Here is a 20,026-nt window from a genome sequence, read left to right as displayed (position 1 = left end):
CGGTCAGGTCAGCCGGGCTGACCAGGCAGCAACCGCATTTTCCAGCGTTTTCAGATGGTCGGCGGCGGAAAAGCCGGAAATGCTCTTGCGCGGCTTGAGATCGTGGTCGCCATCCTCGAGCCAAAGCAACTCGATGCGGTCAGACAGCTCATAGCCGGGAACTTCCTCGGCCGTGCCGAACTCGTCGCGTGTGCCCTGAACGATCAGCGTCGGCGTCTTCAGTGCCGCAAGATGTTTGGTGCGCAACTGCGCCGGTTTGGCCGGAGGGTGGAACGGATAGCCAAGGCACAGGAGCCCGACGATCTTGCCCGACGCAAACAATTCGTCGGCGACCATGCTGGCGACACGCCCGCCCATCGACTTGCCGCCGATGACAAGCGGTCCCTTGGCGGCAAGTTGGTCAACGGCTGCCTTGTATTCGGGGTTCAGCGTTTCCGCCCTTGGCGGTGGCTTTCGTGCGCCGTCGCTCCGCCGCGCCGCCATGTAGCCAAATTCGAAGCGCGCCACGCGAATGCCGACCTTGGCAAGCGCATTCGCCGCAGCCGTCATCGACGCCGAGTCCATCGGCGCGCCCGCGCCATGGGCCAGAAGCACGGTGACATCAGCATCCTCCGGCCCATCGAAAAGAAAAGTCACCGCCATCTAGCTTGCCGTTCGTTCCCTGAGATGCAGATCGGCATACTGGATGCCCTTGGCGGCGGTCTTCGCCCATTCAGACGTTCCGTCGAGTTCGAGATAGAGCGACCACCAGCGCCTGGCTTCGGCCAGGTCGCCGGCCTCATATTCGAGGTTGGCGAGGTTGAACATCGCATCGGCATAGGTCGGATCGAGCGCCACCGCCTTCTTGAGATGGCGTCGTGCGGTATGCACCTTGCCTTCGGCGGCAAACAGCCCGCCGAGGTTGAACCAGGCTTCGACAAATCTCGGGTCGAGCTTGATCGCCTTGAGATAGGTCTGCATCGCTTCCTGATTGTTGCCGGCCGCGCGCAGGCAGTTGGCCCGGTTGAATGCCGCGACGCTGTCGCCCGGATCGGCGGCAAGGCAGCGCGCATAGAGTGCCGCGGCCTCGGCATAGGCGCCGCCCTCCTCCGCCTCTTCGGCCAGCACGAACATCTCCTCGAGCTCGGCGTCACCGCTTCGTCCCAGCGGCAGCAGCCGCTGGCCGTCCAGCTCGGCGAGATCAGCGCCAAGACGGGCGTAGATCGCGTCCTTGCCGTCGGCATGCAGCGACAGCGCGCTCAGCGATGCCACCGCACCCGAGCGTTGGACCGACCTGGCTATCGCGCTCCAGGTCGCGCCGCCGGCCAAAAGCCCGGCATATTTCCTCGCCAGGATCAGGTCGCGAAACGCATAGGGTTCGCTGTCGCTTTCGAAGGCGTCGAACAGCGACAGCAAGTCGAAGGCCCGTGGCGCGATGCGTGACTGCTCGACCAGCGATTGCCGAGGCATTTCGGCTCCCTCGACCCGGTCCAGCAGGTCGAGTGCCCGGAGAAATCCGTTCTCGCTGAGCACCGGACGGCCGGCGGTCCAGGCCGCATCAATCCGCGCTTCCAACTGCTCTTCATCGAGCTTGCCGAGCAAGCTTCTGCCGATAACGACATCGGTCGTACGCCGCGTCACGCCATGCTGCAGTTCGCCGCCCTGGCGGGCGACCTCGCGCACGGCGAGCCGCCTGGGAAAGGCGGCAAGCGCACCGACCAGGCCAAAAATCCTGCCCGTAATTGCCGTCACTTCTTGCCTTTCGCCGTCTTGCCGCCGCCAGCGGCCGCAACCGCCGGCTTCTCTGCCGCCGGTTCGGCCTTGGTTTTGCTCTTGGCCGGCGGCTTGGCCTGGCCGAGACTGGCCTTCAGCGCATCCATCAGGTTGATGACGTTGCCACGCTCAGGCGCGGCCGCAATGATCGGCTTGTGCCCTTTCAGCTTCTCCTTGATCATCTTCATCAAGGCGATTTCGTAGCGGTCCTCGTAATTCTTCGGATCGAACGTCGTATGCTTCTGCTTGATCAGCGCTTCGGCCAGTTCGAGCATTTCCGGCTCGGGCTTTCCGGCCGGGATGTTGCCGAAATACTCCGCCGTGCCACGCACTTCGCTGGGATTGCGCAAGGTGCAGACGAACATGCCGTTTTCGCGCGCACCGATGGTCACCACGCGCTCGCGGCTCGACAGGACGAGGCGGGCGATGGCAAGCTTGCCCGACTTGCGCAGCGCTTCACGCAACACGGCAAACGTTTCCTCGGCCATCGCGCCATCGGGGGCGAGGTAATAGGGTGCGTCCTGATAGATGACGTCGACCGCCCCCTCGTCGACGAAGGCCTCGATGTTCATCGTGTGATTGGATTCGATCTTGACGCTGTCGATGTCGGCTTCGTCGATCACGACATACTTCTTGTCTTCGTATTCGTAGCCTTTGACGAGGTCGGAGCGTTCGACGAGACCGAGTTCCGGATCGACGGGCTTCATGTTGATGCGGTTGTGCGTGTCCTTGTGCAGCTGATTGAAGCTGATGCGCTCGCTCGTGCTGGTCGCCGGGTACAGCCGCACCGGGCAACTGACCAGACTGAGTTTCAGATACCCCTTCCAACTTGCCCTTGGTGCCATGCTTGTCTCCTACGCGACACAACTCAAGACATACTCGTGGTCAAGACTTACTCTTAGCAGTGACCTCGACCGGCAAGTCCTTGGCATGATCTGATATCTCTGCCCAAGGATCGCCCGACCTGGCCACAAGTCCGGGAAGCGAAGAATAGTTCAAATCCGCTGGAGCGTCGATGGACTCGAGATCGGCCCAGCTCAATGGGGTCGACGCCGGCATGTTGGTGCGGGCGCGAAGACTGTAGGGTGCAGCAGCGGTCGCGCTGCGCGCGTTGCGGTGGAAGTCGATGAAGATGCGCTTCTTGCGGTTGTCCTTGCCCATCACGGTGGTGAAAGTGTCGGGCGCGGTCCTGGCGATCCGCGACGAGATTTCGCTGCTTGCCTGATGGAACTGCTTCCAGCCGAGCTTGCCTGTCGTCGGCACGACGACGTGGATGCCGCTGCCGCCCGAGGTCTTCACGAACGGCACCAGCCCCATCTTCGTCAACTCATCGCGGACATGCACGGCCGCCTCGACGACCTCGCGCCAGCCGATCCCCTCGCCCGGATCGAGGTCGAAGACGACCCGGTCTGGCTTATCCAGGCGTTTGCGCAACGCACCCCAGACATGAAATTCGACGACGCCGAACTGCGCCAGCGCGAGATAACCCTTGGCGTCCTCGACCGAAATGTAGGTTTTTGTCTCGTCCTCGGAGTTCCTGGTCTCGAACCGCGCGATGGTTGCCGGCATGCCGGTGAAGGCGTGGCGCTGGAAGAAACAGTCCTTGTGCTGGCCGGTCGGGCACCTGAACAGCGACACTGGTCGCCCCATGATGTGCGGCAGCATGAAATCGCCGACGGCGGCATAATAGACAGCGATGTCGAGCTTGGTAGGCCCGGATTTACCCAGCATCCGGCGCTCAGGATTGGTGATGGTGACGGCGGCAAGGTCGGCATCGGTGATCAGCCGCTTGCGCGGTGCCTGGGGCGCCTCCGACAGCTCGGCCTCGCGCAACCCCTTGAACACGGCGTGACGCAACGCATTGTCGGTGGTGCGATTGGCAAAATGGATATGGGCGCTGAGCACCGGCCGCACTGGAATGACCTCTTTGGGCGCGCCATCGAGCTTTGCCGCACCCTCGCGCAGGCCTTCCAGCCGATGCAGCAATGACTGCAACGTCTCAGCGTCGAAGCCGGTTCCAACCTTGCCACGGTACTGCAGCTCGCCGTCCACCCATTCGCCGAGCGCAAGTGCCGCGAGGCCCTCTGCGGCTTGGGATGTGGTGTAGCCGGCGATGTAGAACTCGCCCTTGTCCAGCGCCTTGGTCTTGGACCAGCTGTGCGAGCGCCCGGAGGTGTAGTGCGCCGAGCTGCGCTTCGACACCACGCCCTCGAGCCCCAGTTCGGTCGCCTGGTCGTACAGCGCCTGGCCGTCACCCTCGACATGTTCGCTCAGTTGCAGAGCTGACTGCGCGTGGACATGTCCGGCAAGCAGCATCTCCAGCATGGCCTTGCGCTTGCCGAGTTCTGCGCCCCTCAGGTCCCAGCCGTTGAGATGCAGAAGATCAAAGGCGTAGAACACCAGCAGCTCATCGTGTCCGCTGGCCAGCGCATCCTGCAAGGCGGCAAACCGGCTGATGCCTTTTTCATCCAGAACGACGATTTCGCCGTCGATGACGGCGTCGACACATGGCAGGTCGCGAAATGCCGCCGCGAGCTTGCCATAACGTTTCGTCCAGTCGATGCCGCTGCGGGTGATCAGCTTGGCCGCGCCGCCTTCGAGATGCACCATGGTCCGATAGCCGTCGAACTTGATCTCGTGCAGCCATCCCTTGCCCGATGGCGGCTTGGGTGCCGCGGTAGCCAATTGCGGCTCGATCCGTGCCGGCATTGCCGCCCGCACCGCTCCCGCAAGTTTGCCGGGCTTGAGGTCGCCGGGTTGCGACGGCGGCTTTTTCGGCGCTGTCACCAGTTCCTCGATGCGCCGCCCCGACTTCACGCTTTCGGGGCGGGTTTCGAGGATGTCGGTCGTCTCATCGGCCGCTGGGTCGTGTTCCTTGAACAGCAGCCAGTTGCGCTTGTCCTCGCCCGGCCTCGGCTTCAGCCGCGCCAGCATCCAGCCGCCCTTGAGCTTTTCGCCCCAGAGCCGGAACTTGAACGCGCCTTTGTCGAGCGACGCCCGGGCGTCCTCCATCGGCGCCCAGACGCCGCCGTCCCAGACGATCATCGGCCCGCCGCCATATTCGCCTTCGGGGATCAGGCCTTCGAAATCGATGTAGTCGAGCGGATGGTCCTCGGTCTCGACGGCAAGCCTCTTGTCGGCCGGATTGAGCGACGGCCCGCGCGGCACCGCCCAGCTCTTGAGCACGCCGTCGAGTTCGAGGCGCAGATCGTAGTGGTCGGCGGTGGCATGGTGCTTATGCACGACGAAGCGGTTGCCCTCGCCCGCCTGTTCGACGCCGCGCGGCTCGCGCGTCTTGGTGAAATCGCGCTTTTGCCGGTAGGTGCGAAGCTTTTCCGCTGCCATTCCGGCCTAGCGCGCCGCGTCTTCAGGTGCGGGCTCCAGTTCAAGCTCCCTGGGCGTCGCACCTGTCATCAGCCTGTCGAGCAAAGCGTCGCTGACATCATAATACTGGCCCGCGACGAGCACCCGCGACACGGTCTGGCCGTCGCCGCGAAACAGCCTGGAACTGACGAATACCTTGTGGCGGCCGAGCGCGTCGGAGACGGCCCTGCGCTTCCTGATCTGGTTGGCAACCGGTGTACGCATACGCCCAAGGCTCCTGAACCAATGGCGCCGACTATCTCCCAAAGTCGATCCTTGATCAATGCAGGCGTTGTTGGTCCATCACGAGGCATGTTGTTATGGCCCAGCTCAGATCGGCTTGGTCAGCACGCCGTCACCGACAAGTCGCTCTTTCAACATGGCGATGAACATCAACATCGGCCTGGAAAGTGGCGCTTCGCGCAGCGTGGCGATACCGTAGTCGCTCCACAGCGGCGGCGCGAATGGCCGCATGACAACGCGTTCGGACTTCAGCAGGCTGCCGATCAGCGCCGGGATGATCGAAACGCCTATGCCCTCGGCGACCAGAGCGACGCTTGCCTCCACCGAATGCGCTTCGACCCGGCAACGGACCGCACCCTGGGCACGCCGCAGCCGCTCTTCGATGTCTTCGCGGCTCGATCTCAGTCGCCCGAGCAGCACCAGATCGGAGCCTGCAAGATCGTCGGCGCTGATGGTCTCGCGCGCTGCCAGCGGATGACCGGCTGGCAAAACACATAGCTGCCCGCTCGACACCAGCGGCATCGTCACCAGGCCACGATCTTCGGTCGGCAACCGGACAAAGCCGAAATCGACGCTGCGGCCCATGACCGCGCGTTCGATCATATCGTAGGGGCCGGCCACCAGCTCGATACTGACCTGATCCTGCGTTGCCAGAAAGTCGGCGACCAGCTTCGGCAACAGCGTCGTCGTCAGCGAGTGCGGAAACCCCATCTTGATCAGCGTCCGGCCCGAGCGCCCGGCGCTGAGTTCGTCGGTCCGGCGCTTCAGCCGTGCCAAGACGTCCGAGAGTTCGCCGACCTCCTGGAGCAGTGCGGTTGCCTCAGGCTTTGGAACCAGCCTGCCCTTCTCACGACGAAACAGCTCAAAACCGATCTCTTCCTCCAGGCTCGTGAGCTGGCGGCTGATTGCCGACTGTGACAAGGCGAGCACGCCCGATGCGCCGATCGTCGAACCGGTCTGCATCACCGCGCGAAACACGTCCAACTGCTTCAGGTTCATTCAGCTTTCAGTTCCCCACGCTGCTGCACGGCCCTTTTCGCATCGAGTAATGCACAAAACTCATAAGATTGCGCGCCTGCCGCCCTCGCTGTTACGTCGCACGACAACAGGCAGTCGGCAACCGGCGCCGGGAGGAGAGCATTCACGTGATGACCGGGCGCAGCCCATTCAGGCAAGTCATGCAAGGAGCGCAACCGCGATGACGATTTTCATCATCCGCCGCTTCAGCCAGAGCCTGTTTGTCGTATTCCTGACGTCGCTTCTGGTTTTTGTCGGCGTCTACGCCATCGGCAATCCAGTCGACATCCTGATCCCCGCCGACGCCAGCTTCGCCGAGCGCGAGGCGGCGATCCGCGCGCTCGGGCTCGACCGCTCGCTGGTCGCGCAATACGGCACCTTCCTCGTCAACGCGCTGCACGGGGATTTCGGCCGCTCCTTCGTCTTCAACCAGCCGGCCATCAGCCTCATCTTTCAGCGGCTGCCGGCCACACTCGAACTCGCTTTCGTCGCACTCGCCATCGCGCTCGTGCTCGGCATTCCCCTCGGCCTGATCGCAGGGCTCAAGCCGCGTTCGGTGACGGACGAAACCATCATGACCGGCTCGATTCTCGGTTTCAGCCTGCCAAATTTCTGGCAGGGCATGATGCTGATCATGATTTTTTCGGTCTGGCTCGGTTGGCTGCCGTCATCCGGGCGCGGCGAAACCGGAGAGATCTTCGGCGTCACGACATCCCTGGCTACCTGGGACGGGCTCGCTCATCTAATCTTGCCGGCGACCAACCTCGCCTTGTTCCAGCTGTCGCTTGTCATCCGGCTGACCCGCACCGGCGTGCGCGAAACGATGCCACTCGACTTCATCAAGTTCGCCCGTGCCAAGGGTCTGTCCGAACGCCGTATCATTTCCGTCCATGTGATGAAGAACATCCTGATCCCGATCGTCACCGTGGTCGGCATGGAATTCGGTTCGCTGATCGCCTTCGCGGTGGTGACCGAGACCATCTTCGCGTGGCCCGGCATCGGCAAGCTCCTGATCGATTCCATCACCGTGCTCGACCGTCCCGTGGTCGTTGCCTACCTGCTGGTTGTCGTCACCATGTTCATCTTCATCAATCTTGCCGTCGACATCGTCTATTCGATGCTCGATCCGCGCATCCGGCTGAGTGAAACGCAATGACAGCGCTCACCCACCGTTTCCAAGAAAGCCAGTCGTTCTGGGCGCGCTCGCTGCGCGGCATTCTCGGCAGCCCCAAGGCGACGATCGCGCTCGCGATCTGCCTGATCCTGATCGCCACGGCCATTTTCGGCCCCTCGCTGGTACCGCAGAACCCGTATGATCTCGCAGCGATCGATTTCTTCGACGCGCGCCTGCCACCGATGTCCAACAGCATGTCGGGCACGACCTATTGGCTCGGAACCGACGGCCAGGGCCGCGACATGTTCTCGGCGATGGTCTACGGCCTGCGGACGTCGATGGGCGTCGGCCTGTTCTCCGGAGTCATCGCTCTTGCGGTCGGCACGGCACTTGGCCTCACCGCAGCCTATTATGGCGGCCGCATCGACACGCTGATCATGCGCCTTGTCGACCTGATGCTCGGCTTCCCCACCATCCTGGTGGCATTGATGCTGTTGGCGTTGCTTGGCCAGGGCGTGTGGAAGGTGGTGCTGGCATTGGTCATCGTACAGTGGGCGCAGTTTGCCCGCGCGGTGCGTGCAGCAGCGCTGATCGAGCGCGGCAAGGAATATGTCGAGGCCGCCGCATCGCTGGGGCTTTCCAAGCCGCGCATCCTGTTCGGCCACATGCTGCCCAACTGCCTGCCGCCGATCATCGTCATCGGAACGCTTCAGGTGGCCAACGCCATTTCAGCCGAGGCAACGCTGTCCTTCCTTGGCATCGGGCTGCCGATCACCGAGCCGTCGCTCGGCCTGTTGATCGCCAATGGTTACCAGACGCTGTTGTCGGGCCAATACTGGATATCGGTCTATCCCGGCCTCCTGCTGCTGGCGCTGGTCTTCAGCATCAACATCGTCGGCGACCGTCTCCGTGAAGTGCTCAACCCCCGACTTTCGGAGCGATAAGATGACGCTGAAGGTCGAAAATCTCTGCACCTATTTCTTCACCCGAGCCGGCGTGGCCAAGGCGGTGGACGGCGTGTCGTTCGAGGTTGGCCGGGGCGAAATCCTCGGCCTGGTCGGCGAGTCCGGTTCCGGCAAATCGATCACCGGCTTTTCAGTTCTGGGCCTTGTCGATCCGCCGGGACGGATCGCCGGCGGCAGGATCCTGTTTCACGGCGAAGACCTTGTCGGCCGCTCGCAGGGCGAGATGCGGACACTCAGGGGCAAGAAGATCGCCATGATCTTCCAGGACCCGATGATGACGCTCAACCCGGTGTTGTCGATCGAGACCCAGATGGTCGAGACGGTGCGCGCCCATGACCGCGTCTCCAAGGCCGAGGCGCGAACTCGCGCCGTCGAAGCGCTCGGTCTGGTCGGCATCCCCTCTCCCGACGAACGGCTTGCCGCCTATCCGCATCAGTTTTCCGGCGGCATGCGCCAGCGTGTCGCCATCGCCATAGCACTGCTACACCGACCGGAGCTCATCATCGCCGATGAGCCGACGACAGCGCTCGACGTCACCATCCAGTCGCAGATCCTGGCGGTAATCCAGGGACTGAGCCGCGACTTCGGCATGTCGCTGATCTGGATCAGCCATGATCTTGGCGTCGTCGCCGGCCTCGCCCACCGGATAGCGGTGATGTATGCCGGCAGGATCGTCGAGACCGGCGAAACCGACACCGTGCTCGACAATCCGGTCCATCCCTACACGATCGGCCTGATGCGTTCGGTTCCAGCCAATCTCGAACGGGGCGAACCGCTGACGCCCATTCCCGGCATGGCGCCGCCACCGCTTGGGCGACCTGCGGGCTGTCCATTCCGCCTGCGCTGCTTTGCGGCCACAGCAGCCTGCAATACCGAACCAGAAGAAGCCACAGCCGATGGGCACCGCTGGCGCTGCTTCCACCCGCAGATCGCGAGGGCAGCATGACGCCTCTTGTCGAAGCCACATCGATTTCTCGACGTTTCACGCGCGGGCTCGATTACGCCGAACGCCTGGCGCGCTTTCTTGGCGCCAATATAGAGGAGCGCGTCGTTCATGCCGTCGACGGCGTCTCGCTAGCGATCAACCCCGGCGAAGTCGTCGGGCTCGTCGGCGAGTCCGGCTGCGGCAAATCCACGCTCGGTCGCATTATGGCTGGCATCCTGCCCCAGTCCGATGGCGTGATGAACTGGCAGGGCAAGGATATGTCGGCGCTGCCGCGTGCCGAGGCAAAGGCTGCGCGGCTTGCCTCGCAGATGATCTTCCAGGACCCGATGTCTTCGCTCAATCCGCGCAAGACGATACGCGACATCATCGGCGAAGCGCCAATCGCCCATGGCATGGTGGCGCGGCGTGATGCCGCCGAAATGGTGACCGCGCTGATGCAGCGTGTCGGTCTCGACCCGTCCTATCTCAACCGTTACCCGCATCAGTTCTCTGGTGGCCAGCGCCAGCGCATCGGCATCGCGCGTGCCCTGGCGGTGAATCCACGCTTCATCATCTGCGATGAATCGGTGTCGGCGCTCGACGTCTCGATCCAGGCGCAGATCCTCAATCTGTTCATGGAGCTCAGGCAGGAACTCGGTCTGACCTACCTGTTCATCAGCCATGACCTTGGCGTGGTCAAGCATATCTCCGACCGCGTTGCGATCATGTATCTCGGCCGCATCGTCGAAAGCGCTCCGGCGGACGCCTTCTTCGCCGCGCCCAATCATCCCTACACGATCGCACTCCTTTCCGAAGTGCCGACGATCAAGCAGCGCAAGCGCCAGTTCAATCCGGTGAAAGGCGAGATTCCCTCGCCGCTTCATCCGCCTTCGGGCTGCCATTTCCATCCGCGCTGCCCGCACGCCTTCGACCGTTGCCGCATCGAGCGGCCGATCTTGCGTGAGATCGCGGCGGGCCACGTCAGCGCCTGCCACCTCAACGAGCTGCCGGGCAAAGCGGCCTCGCCTGCCATTCCGACAACCGCAATTGCATGAACAGAAAAGGGAACACGACCATGCAGATCATCCGTTCGTCTTTCGCAGCTTTGCTTTTGGCCAGCAGCTTTTCCATGGCGGCATCTGCCGCCGACCTTACAGTGGGCATTTCCGCCGAGCCTTCGGCGATCGACCCGCAATTCTCGCGCACCGGCAACAACCAGAATGCCGCCCAGCATATTTTCGGGCGGCTGGTCGAGCAGGACGAAAACCTTCAGATCAAGCCGAACCTGGCCGAATCCTGGAAGAATACCGATCCGCTTACCTGGGAAGTGAAGCTGCGTCAGGGCGTCAAGTTCCACGACGGCTCACCGCTGAGCGCTGAGGACGTCGTCTATTCGCTCGAACGCGTGTCGACGATCGAAAACAGCCCGGCACCGTTCACTGCCAATGTCGGCTCCATCGCAAAGATGGAGATCGTCGATCCGACCACCATCCGCTTCACCACCAAGAAGCCGACGCCGCAATTCATGGAACTGGCCGGCATGGTCTACATCGTTTCCAGGAAGGCCTCCGAAGGCAAAGGCATCGCGGATTTCAACAGTGGCGCTGCGACCATCGGCACCGGCCCCTACAAATTCGTCGAATGGGTGCCGGGCGACCGCCTTGTGCTTCAGCGCAACGACGATTTCTGGGGCGACAAGCCGGAATTCGAAAAGGTCACTTTCCGCACGATCTCCAACAACGCCGCCCGCGTGGCGGCGCTTCGTTCCGGCGCTGTCGATCTGATCGACGCCGTGCCGCCGGCGGATGTCGCAACGCTGAAGAGCGTCGAGGGCATCGCACTGCATTCCACGCCCTCGGCACGGATCGTCTATCTGGCACTCGACAGCGCACGCGACGAGAGCCCGTTCGTCACCGACAAGGCGGGCGCCAAGCTGGCGCCGAGCCCGCTGAAGGATGTTCGCGTGCGCCAGGCGATGTCGAAGATGGTCGATCGCCAGCTTCTGATCGACCGCATCCTGTCGGGTGCAGGTGCCGCCGCCGGCCAGCTCGTGCCTGAAGGCATCGGCGGCCACTCGGCCAATCTCAAGCCGGAAGCGATCGATCTCGCCGGCGCCAAGGCTTTGCTTGCCGAGGCGGGTTATCCCGACGGTTTCGGCATCACAGTGCATTCGTCCAACGACCGTTTTGCCGGCGACGCCGATGTCGGCCAGGCACTGGGCCAGCTGTTTGCGCGTGGTGGACTCAAGGTCAACGGCGTCGTCACCCAGCCCTACAGCGTCTATGTCGCGGCAGCCGGCAAGCAGGAATTCTCGGCCTTCGTTTTCTCCTTCGGCACAACCACCCCGTCTGCGGCGCCCGGCATGACCAACGTGCTGATGACGTTCGACAAGGAAGCTGGCACCGGCTCCTTCAATCGGGCGCGTTATTCCAATCCCGCCTACGATGCCAAGATGAAGGAGGCGCTGGCCGAATTCGACGTCGACAAGCGCAACGCGCTGTTGGCCGAAGCTGCCGAGGTCGCCTTCGGCGACGTCGCCATCATGCCGCTCTACTGGCCGGTGGTCACCTGGGCGAGCCGGGACAGCATCGCCTTCACCCCTTCCAAGGGCGAAGATACGCTCGCCACCTTTGCCCACACGACGAAGTAAGGCAGTCATGAAAGCAGCAGCCGAAACGATGGGCGTCGCGTCCTTGCCCGCGCTCGAACCGGTGAGCCCCGGCGTCGTGGTCCACCGCGATGTGATGGTGGCGATGCGCGACGGTGTCCGGCTCGCGGCCGACATCTATCGTCCGGCAAATGACGGCAGGGTGTTGGAAGACGCCCTGCCCGTCATCCTGGAACGTACCGCCTACGGCAAGGATGAGCGCTCGCGCTCGGAAATCGAACTCGGCATGGCAAGGCCGATGACGCGGGCCGAAGTCGCAAGCCACTTCGTCCGCCACGGCTATGTCGTGATCTATCAGGATTGCCGCGGCCGACATGGTTCGGAAGGCGCGTTCACCAAGTACCTCGCCGAAGGTCCTGACGGTTACGACACGCTTGCCTGGATCGTCGAGCAACCCTGGTCGAATGGCAAGATCGGCACGATGGGGCTGTCATATGCCGCGCACACCCAGATGGCGCTGGCCTGCCTGAACCCGCCCGGCCTTGCCGCGATGGTCATGGACTCCGGCGGGTTCTCCAACGCCTTTACCTGCGGCATTCGCCAGGGCGGCGCGTTTGAATTGAAGCAGGCAACCTGGGCGTACAACAATGCCCGCGAGAGCACCGCGGCCAAACACGACCCCAACCTGCTGCGCGCACTGGAAGCGGAGGATGTCAGAAGCTGGTTCAACGCCATGCCTTGGTCCGAGCGGCGCTCACCGGTGCGTTGGGTCCCCGAATACGAGGACTATCTGCTCGAACAGTGGCGTCACGGCACCTTCGACGACTACTGGAAGCAGCCCGGCATCTATGCTGCCGAAAGCTACGATACTTTCCCGAAGGTGCCGGTCGCGCTGCTGTCGAGCTGGTACGATGCCTATGTGAAAACCACCTTCGAGAATTACGAAGGACTGGCGCGTGACCGGGATCGTCCGATGGCGCTCATCATGGGCCCCAATCTGCACGGCAACCGCAACGCCACCTTCGCCGGCGATGTCGAGTTCGGTGCGACCGCCCCCTTGGGCGGCAATGTCAGCGAAAGCTGGCTGGAGTTTCGCCGCCGCTGGTTCGACCGCTGGATGAAGGACGCAGACAATGGCGTCGACGGAGAGCCCCGCGCGCGCCTGTTCGTCATGGGCGGTGGGTCGGGCCGCAAGACTCCGCAAGGCCGCCTCGACCATGGTGGGCGCTGGATCGCCGCACCCGATTGGCCGGTACCGACCTCCGAGGAAACGGTGCTGCACCTCCACGAGGACGGCCGCCTGTCGACCGAGGCCCCTGCCAGGACGGCAGCTCCATTCGTCTACGACTTCGATCCGAAGCACCCCGTGCCGACCATCGGCGGCGCGCTGACCAGCGGCCAACCGGTGTTCGAGGGCGGCGGCTTCGATCAGCGCGAGCAGGCGCGGTTCTTCGGCTGTGACAACACCAATCTGCCGCTTTCGGCTCGGCTGGACGTTCTCTCCTTCGAAACCGAGCCATTTGCCGAAGACATTGCCGTCGTCGGTCCGGTGACCGTTGAGCTTTTTGCTTCCACTGACGGCCCCGATACCGACTTCACCGCAAAGCTGATCGACGTTTATCCACCGAGCGAGGACTATCCCACCGGCTTCGCCATGATCCTGACGGACGGCATATTCCGCTGCCGATACCGCGATGGCTTCGATGCGCCGAAACCCTGCGTCCCGGGCGAGGTGATGAGCATCACCATCGAACCCTTTGCCACGGCCAATCTGTTCAACAAGGGCCATCGGCTTCGGCTCGACATATCCTCGAGCAATTTTCCCAAGTTCGACGTCAATCCCAACACCGGCGCACCGGAAGGCCGCGGCCGCGCCAAGCGTGTCGCCCGCAACATGATCTATTGCGACCAGGAACGCGCCTCCCGCATCAGGTTGAGGACACTCTCGGCGGCTGCATTGCAGGATATCGCCCGGATTTCGGACTAGCGTTTCCGCATTTCTTCGGATCGCGGAAACTCTCCATCATGTTGTTTCTGCGCAATTCCGGACAGAAAAACGCTGCACACTTTTCCTGGAATTGCTCCAGGCCCTGTCCTGGCAAATTGACCGCCAACCGGGTCGAATGTCCCGATGCCGGATGTCACCGCTCGACTATGGCGGTGGCATCGGCATGATGTCCTGAATGATTCGACGCAGACTTGGCCAGCGCCAGCGACGAGGCACAGCCTTGGCCCAGCGTTAATGCGATGAGAAAACCTGTTGCTCGAGACGGCACTCTACAGCCCGGTGAAACGCTTCCTCGAAGGCCTCGGCTTCGAGGTCAAGGGCGAGATCGGCGGCTGCGACCTGCTGGCGCTGAGCAGCGATGCGCCGCCCATCGTCGTCGTCTGCGAACTGAAGCTGCAGTTCAATCTCGAGCTCATCCTGCAAGGTGTCGATCGTGCTGCCGCCGCCGACGAGATCTGGCTTGCCGCCCGCATGTCGCCGCGCGGCAAGGGTCGTGAGGGCGACAAACGCTTCCGCAATCTCTGCCGTCGCCTGGGTTTCGGCCTGCTCGGCATATTCGACGACGAACGGGTCGAAGTCCTGCTCAGCCCGGAGGCACCGGCGCCGCGCCGCGATACGAAACGGCGCTCACGCCTCGTATCAGAACATCGCCGGAGGCAGGGAGACCCAGTCGTCGGCGGTGGCTCGCGCGCGCCTGTTATGACCGCCTATCGCCAGGACGCGCTGAAATGCGCCGTGGCCCTGGTCGACGGCCCCAGGCGGCCGCGCGACCTGAGCCAGTCAGTGTCGCGCGCGCCAAAAATCCTGCAGGACAATGTTTATGGCTGGTTCGTCCGCGTTGATCGCGGCATCTACGAACTGACGGATACGGGTCGTGAAGCGCTGCAGCGCTGGCCTCAGCAGCCGCCCGCCGTGATCTGAACGAAACTCAACGGTCGAACAGGAAATAGGCAAAGGCGATGCCGGCGGCGTTCGGCTGTGCTTCGATCTCCGTGCGGATTTTCGGGAACAGGTCTGATGCGAGCTCGGGGTCCTTGATGTCGGCAGCCTTGATGCCGCTGTCGCTCGCCAGCGCCACGATCAGATGCGGTTCGGGCGCCGTGGCCTCCTGGTCGTTGAGCGGGAACAGCTTCATGCTGAAGCTCGCCGCGTCGGGCCCGGATTTCTTGAGCAGGCTGGCGAAGTTGTAGACGACGCCGTCCTTGCCGATCAGCAGCAGGTTGACGTCGCGGCTGCCGGTCCGGCTCAGCGTGCCTTGCAGCGAGTCCCCGACCTTGAGGTTGTCCTTGTTCAACTGCAGGGTCGGGCCATGGCCGGTGTCCGGATGCACCGCCTCGAGGAAATCGGCGACCGGGCACTGCTCGCGCTCGATCATGCGCGGATTGACCTTGGGTCCCTTGCCGAAGGCCGATGCAAAGTCACGGCTCAGCTTGTCGAAGGGTGCTTTCGAGGTCGCGAGCCCCTCGACCTCGGGGCTGGGCGCCGATGCGTTGGCCACCGAAGCATAGAAGCAGGGACCGCCGTCGAAGGCCTTGAACCAGTCGGCAGCGCTGACGACTGCCTTTGGTGGAGCCGGCAGCGCCACTGGCTCGACCGGTTCGGCCGGTTTCGGCTTGGCGATGTCAGTCGGTGCCGGTGCCGGTGCCTTGGCCTCGGTCTCGGGTGCAGGCTCGGGCAAAGGCTTTGCCGGAACCTGCACCGTCTCCTTGGGTACGGGCGGCGCCGGCGTGAGTTTGCCGCCAGCAGCTTCCTGCCCCGATGTGACATCCGTTTCTCCCGGCAGGAGCCCGTCCATCAACCCGGAGAAATAGGCGCCGGCACCCAGGGCGGCCACGGCGGCCAGCAAGACTGTACCTACCAGCGCACCGCGTCGCGACTTGGTTGCGCTCGCGGCGGGTGCAGGTTTGGGGGCTGCTCTTTGCCGTGGGTCGGGCATTGGCCTGCCCGTCGTACCGGCGGTGCGCCATGGTGCGTCGCGCGGCAGCACCGCCTCGGGTGGCAATGACTTCTGCCCGCTCGATGCCGATCCCGGCGGCCGCCAGGCCTCGGCGGGCTTGCGCTGCTCCTGGTCGTGCATGCCAGGCAACGTCAAGGGCGGCGACGTCGCCCCGCTCGTCTCGCGCAGCCATTCGACGATCGCCGCAGCACTTTCCGGACGATCCCTCGGATCAGGCTGCAGCATGGACTGCAGCAGCGGCAGAAGGTCGGGGTCGATGCCGGTGAGGTCCGGTACCGTGCGGCGTTTCTCGATCACCTCGACCGGTGATCCGCCCATGTCGAGCTGCTTGCCGCGCAAGGCGGCTGCCAGCACCAGGCCGAGGCTGTAGATGTCGGACTGGTCGGTAATTTCACCGCCATACAGCCCGAGCTGCTCGGGCGATACAAAACTGTATTTGCCGGCGAAGCTGCCGCCGAGCAGCGTGCCGCCGCCGACATTGGCCGACCGCGCAATGCCGAAATCGATGATCTTGGTCTTCTCGACCTTGCCGCCGGGCAGGACGATGTTGTCGGGCGACAGATCACGGTGGATGACACCTGCCTCATGCGCCACCGACAGGCCGGAGGCCACGCGAGCCAGCATCTTGCGCGCCTCGCGCGTGTCGAGCGGGCCGTTTCGGATGCGCTCGCCGAGGGACTGGCCGTCGACGAACTCCATGGCGAGATAGGGCCGGCCGATGGTCGGATCGATGGTGAAGACGTGATAGCGCACGATGGCGTCGTTGGAGAGGTGATTGAGGATCGACGCCTCCTTGCGGAACAGCGCCAGAATGCCCTGGTCGCGCGCGAATTCGCGCAGCACGACCTTGATCGCCACCGGGTCGCCGGTCTGGATGTTGTGGCCGCGATAGACCTCGCCCATGCCGCCGGTGGCGATGTGCTCGTCGATCTCATAGATGCCGTTGAGCTGCACGCCCTGATGAACACCGGTATCGGGCGCGATACGTGTCTTGTCCTCCGGCGTCATGACCTGGTTCCATCCATGCGTGAGCGCCGTTCGGCCATTGCTTCACACCTGCGATTTTTCGATCACTGGGCTGACAATAACACGGATTTTCGCGATGGGGACTTTTGCTCGCGAGGCCTTTGCGCGCGCCGGGCAATAGGCCGTTTGATCTATGTCGACTGCGTTGACACCGATCCGCCTGAGGAGGATGCTTGAACACTAACAAATGCAAGCCGTGCCAAGCCTGTAAAGACTGCATGTCCGAAAGGAGCAGTTCATGGTATGCGAAGGCTGCTTGCCTGCTCGCAATGCTGGCATTCTCGCGCGCCTGAGCGGCGCTGTCGCCGCCTGCGGTCTTATCCTGCTCCTGGCCCTGAGCACAGCCTTGGCGGCTGACGGCGTGTCAGGCCGGCGCGCTGCACTTGTCATCGGCAACAGCGCCTACCAGCACTTGGCCCAGTTGCCCAATGCCGACAACGACGCCGATCGCATTCGCGAGGTGCTCGAGCGCGCCAATTTCGAGGTTACGCTCGGCAAGGACCTCGACAAGAAGGGCCTCGAGGAAACCATTCTCGGCTTCCTCCGCACGCTCAACGACGGCGACGTCGCGCTGTTCTACTACAGCGGCCATGCGGTGCAGGTCGGCGGCCACAATTTCATGATCCCGGTCGACGCCACACTGGCGACGTCCTACGATCTTGAGGTCCAGGCCTACAACATGTCGAGCCTGCTCGAATATATGCGCGAAACGTCCTCGCTGCAGATCGCCATCCTCGACGCCTGCCGGGACAATCCGTTCGCCAACAATTCCTATTATGTCGGCCAGGCCAAGGTCGCGGTGGAAGGCAAGAAGGGCCTGGCTTCGGTCGCGCCCCAGGACGGCACGCTGATCGTCTATTCAACCGCGCCCGACCGTGTTGCGCTTGACGGCAATGACGGACTTAGCCCGTTCACCGGCACTTTCGCTGAATATGCGTTGAAGCCGAATGTCGAGGTCAGGAAGCTGCTCAGCGACATCCGCGCCGAGGTGATCAAGCGTACCGACGGGCGCCAGACGCCTTGGGATGCGTCGAGCCTTACTTCATCTTTCTTCTTCGTAACCCGTCAGAACCTGTTGATAATAGAGGATATGCGTGAGGTGCGCGTTCCTCCGGCCACCAAGGAGGTGGCGCTGCGCATCTCGCCGCCGATCACCAGCGGCAATGCCGAACTGACGATCAATTTCACCAAGCTGCCCGACCAGGGCACGCTCTGGCTCGGCGACCAGCAACTCAGCCTCGACAGCAAGATTGCAGCCGATCGTATCGAAGAGGTCATGTTCAAGCCGGCATCGGCCGACATGACCGCCGACGAGGTGCGCTACACCGTGACCACCGACGGCGGACGAAGCGCCAGCGGCATCGTCCGCGTCGTCGTCGATAACAAGGCTGTCGCCGAGGCACAGGTCAAGCCGGCGCTCAACATCCAGCAAGGCGACGAGCCGAAGCCGGCAGCGCCCGAACAGGCAAAGCCGATCCTCGTCGCCATGGCCTCAGACATCGGCACCGGCTTCGCCGCCATGCCCGAAGAGGTGGTGCGCTCGACGAGTGCCGCACCCACGGGCTGGCTGCGCCTGGAAAAGCGCGATCCGGAGACGCAAGTTGCAGTCGACGGCAAGATCGTCTCCGAAGGCGACCTGATCAAGGCCGAGGACATCACCAAACTGCGCATCCGCCCGTCGCTCAAACTCGTCGCCGCCGAGGACGAGGCAACGCCGGTGACCGAGACGGTGGCGATGAACACCAGCAGCGGCGCCGGCAATGTCGACACAAGCACCGACAGCATGGAGGTCAAGCCGATCCCCCTGCCCGCCGACAAGACGCCGGCCAAGGAGCCGGTGCGCACGGTGGTGCTGATGCCGGCCGCGAAAACCGCGGCGCCCGCCCCGATCACCATCAATGTCGCCGTCTCGGTCAACGAATGCGACACGCTCGCCGCCGAACCGCTCGACTTGCAGGCGGTTGCCGACGGCAAGCTGCCCAACGACATCGACGTGCCCAAGGCAATGGCCGCCTGCAAGGCAGCCGTCGACCAACATCCCGAGATCGCCCGGTTCAAATATCAGTACGCCCGTACGCTCTATGCCCAGGGCGATTTCAAGGACGCGTTGAGCGAACTCAATGCCGCAAGCGACGCAGGCCACGTCCGCGCCAGCTATCTGCTCGGCAGGCTTTATCAGTTTGGTGCGGCGGTCGAGCGCGACAACCAACGGGCCGTCCAGCTGTACGAAAAAGCTGCTCAGCGCGGCGATCCGTATGCCCAATATGTGCTGGGTCGTGCATTGATCGATGGCCGCGGCACGACGGCAGACGTAGACAAAGGCATGGCACTGCTAGCCAGTTCTGCGGAGTCGGGCCACACCTATGCAATGAACCAGCTTGGTTGGGAGTATCATCTCGGCGAGCATGTCAAAAAGGATGACGCTCGTGCATTGAGCTTCTTCATGGAATCGGCCGGGCGCAACGACATCTATGGCATGGTCAACCTTGGCATCCTTTATCGCGATGGTGCTGGAGTTGAAAAGAACACAGTTCGCGCCGCCGAGTTGTTCGAGCAGGCGCGAGCAAGCGGTCATCCCTATGCTGGTCGCCTTCTTGGCCGGATGGCAGTGAAGGCTAACACTGCTGACCCGGCTACTCTCGCGACTTGGTACAGGGAGAGTGCCGAACGTGGAGATGGCTGGGGGGCCGTATTTACAGCAGAACTTCTGAGAGAGAACCCGTCGCTGCAGAAGGACGACGGCGAGGTGGTTCGGCTCTTTGCACTTGCCGCCTCTTATGGCGACCCAACTGCAGCCGAGGAGGCCAAGGCGGCTTTAAGCAAATTTGGAAGCCGCGATGTCGGCAAGCAAGTTCAGATGGCGCTTGCCCGCATGGGACAAGACGTTGGCGATATAGATGGCGTGCTCGGCTCCAAGAGCCGTGACGCCGCAGCAGCAGTCTTGAGTGGCGATGTTCCTCGCGAGCCTCGACAACTTCTTATCGAGCTTCTCCGTAAGGAGTGGCTCGATTCAAGGCCGCGCCTTGACATGCTGTGACCACAACAGGG

The 20,026-nt window shown here is 63.2% G+C and carries 15 protein-coding genes; 8 read left to right on the top strand and 7 right to left on the bottom strand.

Annotated elements, in window-relative coordinates:
* Nucleotides 1-3: 3 nt before the first annotated feature.
* The 6 genes from SLT36_RS16145 to SLT36_RS16120 form a co-directional block, all read right to left on the bottom strand.
* Nucleotides 4-642, bottom strand: coding sequence for an alpha/beta hydrolase family protein (locus tag SLT36_RS16145; protein ID WP_432283529.1), 639 nt, complete (start codon nucleotides 640-642; stop codon nucleotides 4-6).
* Nucleotides 643-1,731 (bottom strand): tetratricopeptide repeat protein, encoded by a 1,089-nt coding sequence (locus tag SLT36_RS16140; RefSeq protein ID WP_432283528.1) that lies wholly within the window; start codon nucleotides 1,729-1,731, stop codon nucleotides 643-645.
* On the bottom strand, nucleotides 1,728-2,597 hold the full coding sequence (locus SLT36_RS16135; protein ID WP_432283527.1) for a Ku protein: 870 nt from the start codon (nucleotides 2,595-2,597) through the stop codon (nucleotides 1,728-1,730). The genes SLT36_RS16140 and SLT36_RS16135 overlap by 4 nt, the downstream gene beginning before the upstream one ends.
* Before the next feature lie 40 nt (nucleotides 2,598-2,637).
* The gene (gene ligD, locus SLT36_RS16130) at nucleotides 2,638-5,097 is read right to left on the bottom strand and encodes a DNA ligase D (RefSeq protein WP_432283526.1); all 2,460 of its coding nucleotides are present in this window, start codon (nucleotides 5,095-5,097) and stop codon (nucleotides 2,638-2,640) included.
* A 6-nt stretch (nucleotides 5,098-5,103) separates the two neighbouring features.
* Nucleotides 5,104-5,340, bottom strand: coding sequence for a hypothetical protein (locus tag SLT36_RS16125; RefSeq protein ID WP_432283525.1), 237 nt, complete (start codon nucleotides 5,338-5,340; stop codon nucleotides 5,104-5,106).
* A gap of 105 nt (nucleotides 5,341-5,445) precedes the next feature.
* Entirely contained in the window at nucleotides 5,446-6,357 is a 912-nt protein-coding gene (locus tag SLT36_RS16120) for a LysR family transcriptional regulator (protein WP_263007113.1), read from the bottom strand.
* 199 nt (nucleotides 6,358-6,556) lie between these two features.
* Between SLT36_RS16120 and SLT36_RS16115 the strand changes: the two genes are divergently transcribed.
* The 7 genes from SLT36_RS16115 to SLT36_RS16085 all read left to right on the top strand — a co-directional run bounded on the left by SLT36_RS16115 (nucleotide 6,557) and on the right by SLT36_RS16085 (nucleotide 14,916).
* Nucleotides 6,557-7,531, top strand: a complete 975-nt coding sequence (locus SLT36_RS16115) for an ABC transporter permease (protein ID WP_432283524.1) — start codon at nucleotides 6,557-6,559, stop codon at nucleotides 7,529-7,531.
* The gene (locus tag SLT36_RS16110; protein ID WP_115732049.1) at nucleotides 7,528-8,433 is read left to right on the top strand and encodes an ABC transporter permease; all 906 of its coding nucleotides are present in this window, start codon (nucleotides 7,528-7,530) and stop codon (nucleotides 8,431-8,433) included. The genes SLT36_RS16115 and SLT36_RS16110 overlap by 4 nt, the downstream gene beginning before the upstream one ends.
* Before the next feature lies 1 nt (nucleotide 8,434).
* Nucleotides 8,435-9,400 (top strand): ABC transporter ATP-binding protein, encoded by a 966-nt coding sequence (locus SLT36_RS16105; RefSeq protein WP_432283523.1) that lies wholly within the window; start codon nucleotides 8,435-8,437, stop codon nucleotides 9,398-9,400.
* On the top strand, nucleotides 9,397-10,434 hold the full coding sequence (locus SLT36_RS16100; RefSeq protein WP_432283522.1) for an ABC transporter ATP-binding protein: 1,038 nt from the start codon (nucleotides 9,397-9,399) through the stop codon (nucleotides 10,432-10,434). Before SLT36_RS16105 ends, SLT36_RS16100 begins: the two co-directional genes overlap by 4 nt.
* Before the next feature lie 20 nt (nucleotides 10,435-10,454).
* Complete coding sequence (locus tag SLT36_RS16095) at nucleotides 10,455-12,029, top strand: ABC transporter substrate-binding protein (RefSeq protein WP_432283521.1); 1,575 nt, start codon at nucleotides 10,455-10,457, stop codon at nucleotides 12,027-12,029.
* Between the two features lie 7 nt (nucleotides 12,030-12,036).
* Nucleotides 12,037-13,974, top strand: a complete 1,938-nt coding sequence (locus tag SLT36_RS16090) for a CocE/NonD family hydrolase (protein WP_432283520.1) — start codon at nucleotides 12,037-12,039, stop codon at nucleotides 13,972-13,974.
* A 273-nt stretch (nucleotides 13,975-14,247) separates the two neighbouring features.
* Nucleotides 14,248-14,916: a DUF2161 domain-containing phosphodiesterase gene (locus SLT36_RS16085; RefSeq protein ID WP_432283519.1), complete on the top strand. Its 669-nt coding sequence runs from the start codon at nucleotides 14,248-14,250 to the stop codon at nucleotides 14,914-14,916.
* 7 nt (nucleotides 14,917-14,923) lie between these two features.
* Here the strand turns inward: SLT36_RS16085 and SLT36_RS16080 are convergent, their stop codons facing one another.
* Nucleotides 14,924-16,960 carry a protein kinase domain-containing protein gene (locus SLT36_RS16080; RefSeq protein ID WP_432283518.1) on the bottom strand — a complete coding sequence of 679 codons (2,037 nt, stop codon included), beginning with the start codon at nucleotides 16,958-16,960 and terminating at the stop codon, nucleotides 14,924-14,926.
* Nucleotides 16,961-17,234: 274 nt separating this feature from the next.
* Here SLT36_RS16080 and SLT36_RS16075 point away from each other — a divergent pair, with 274 nt between their 5' ends.
* The gene (locus SLT36_RS16075) at nucleotides 17,235-20,015 is read left to right on the top strand and encodes a caspase family protein (RefSeq protein ID WP_432283517.1); all 2,781 of its coding nucleotides are present in this window, start codon (nucleotides 17,235-17,237) and stop codon (nucleotides 20,013-20,015) included.
* Nucleotides 20,016-20,026 lie beyond the last annotated feature (11 nt).

Origin of the sequence: Aminobacter sp. BA135 (assembly GCF_050859125.1) — a bacterium.
Taxonomy (GTDB): Bacteria; Pseudomonadota; Alphaproteobacteria; order Rhizobiales; family Rhizobiaceae; genus Aminobacter; species Aminobacter ciceronei.
The sequence above is the reverse complement of the archived record's forward strand: the minus strand, read 5'-3'. Positions and strand labels throughout refer to the sequence as shown.

Excerpts from the sequence above, each read along its gene's own strand:
- SLT36_RS16095 (WP_432283521.1), top strand. The coding sequence starts at position 10,455 with ATGCAGATCATCCGTTCGTCTTTCGCAGCTTTGCTTTTGGCCAGCAGC.
- SLT36_RS16090 (WP_432283520.1), top strand. The coding sequence starts at position 12,037 with ATGAAAGCAGCAGCCGAAACGATGGGCGTCGCGTCCTTGCCCGCGCTC.
- SLT36_RS16145 (WP_432283529.1), bottom strand. The coding sequence starts at position 642 with ATGGCGGTGACTTTTCTTTTCGATGGGCCGGAGGATGCTGATGTCACC.
- SLT36_RS16115 (WP_432283524.1), top strand. The coding sequence starts at position 6,557 with ATGACGATTTTCATCATCCGCCGCTTCAGCCAGAGCCTGTTTGTCGTA.
- SLT36_RS16105 (WP_432283523.1), top strand. The coding sequence starts at position 8,435 with ATGACGCTGAAGGTCGAAAATCTCTGCACCTATTTCTTCACCCGAGCC.
- SLT36_RS16110 (WP_115732049.1), top strand. The coding sequence starts at position 7,528 with ATGACAGCGCTCACCCACCGTTTCCAAGAAAGCCAGTCGTTCTGGGCG.
- SLT36_RS16100 (WP_432283522.1), top strand. The coding sequence starts at position 9,397 with ATGACGCCTCTTGTCGAAGCCACATCGATTTCTCGACGTTTCACGCGC.
- ligD (WP_432283526.1), bottom strand. The coding sequence starts at position 5,097 with ATGGCAGCGGAAAAGCTTCGCACCTACCGGCAAAAGCGCGATTTCACC.
- SLT36_RS16080 (WP_432283518.1), bottom strand. The coding sequence starts at position 16,960 with ATGACGCCGGAGGACAAGACACGTATCGCGCCCGATACCGGTGTTCAT.
- SLT36_RS16120 (WP_263007113.1), bottom strand. The coding sequence starts at position 6,357 with ATGAACCTGAAGCAGTTGGACGTGTTTCGCGCGGTGATGCAGACCGGT.
- SLT36_RS16125 (WP_432283525.1), bottom strand. The coding sequence starts at position 5,340 with ATGCGTACACCGGTTGCCAACCAGATCAGGAAGCGCAGGGCCGTCTCC.
- SLT36_RS16135 (WP_432283527.1), bottom strand. The coding sequence starts at position 2,597 with ATGGCACCAAGGGCAAGTTGGAAGGGGTATCTGAAACTCAGTCTGGTC.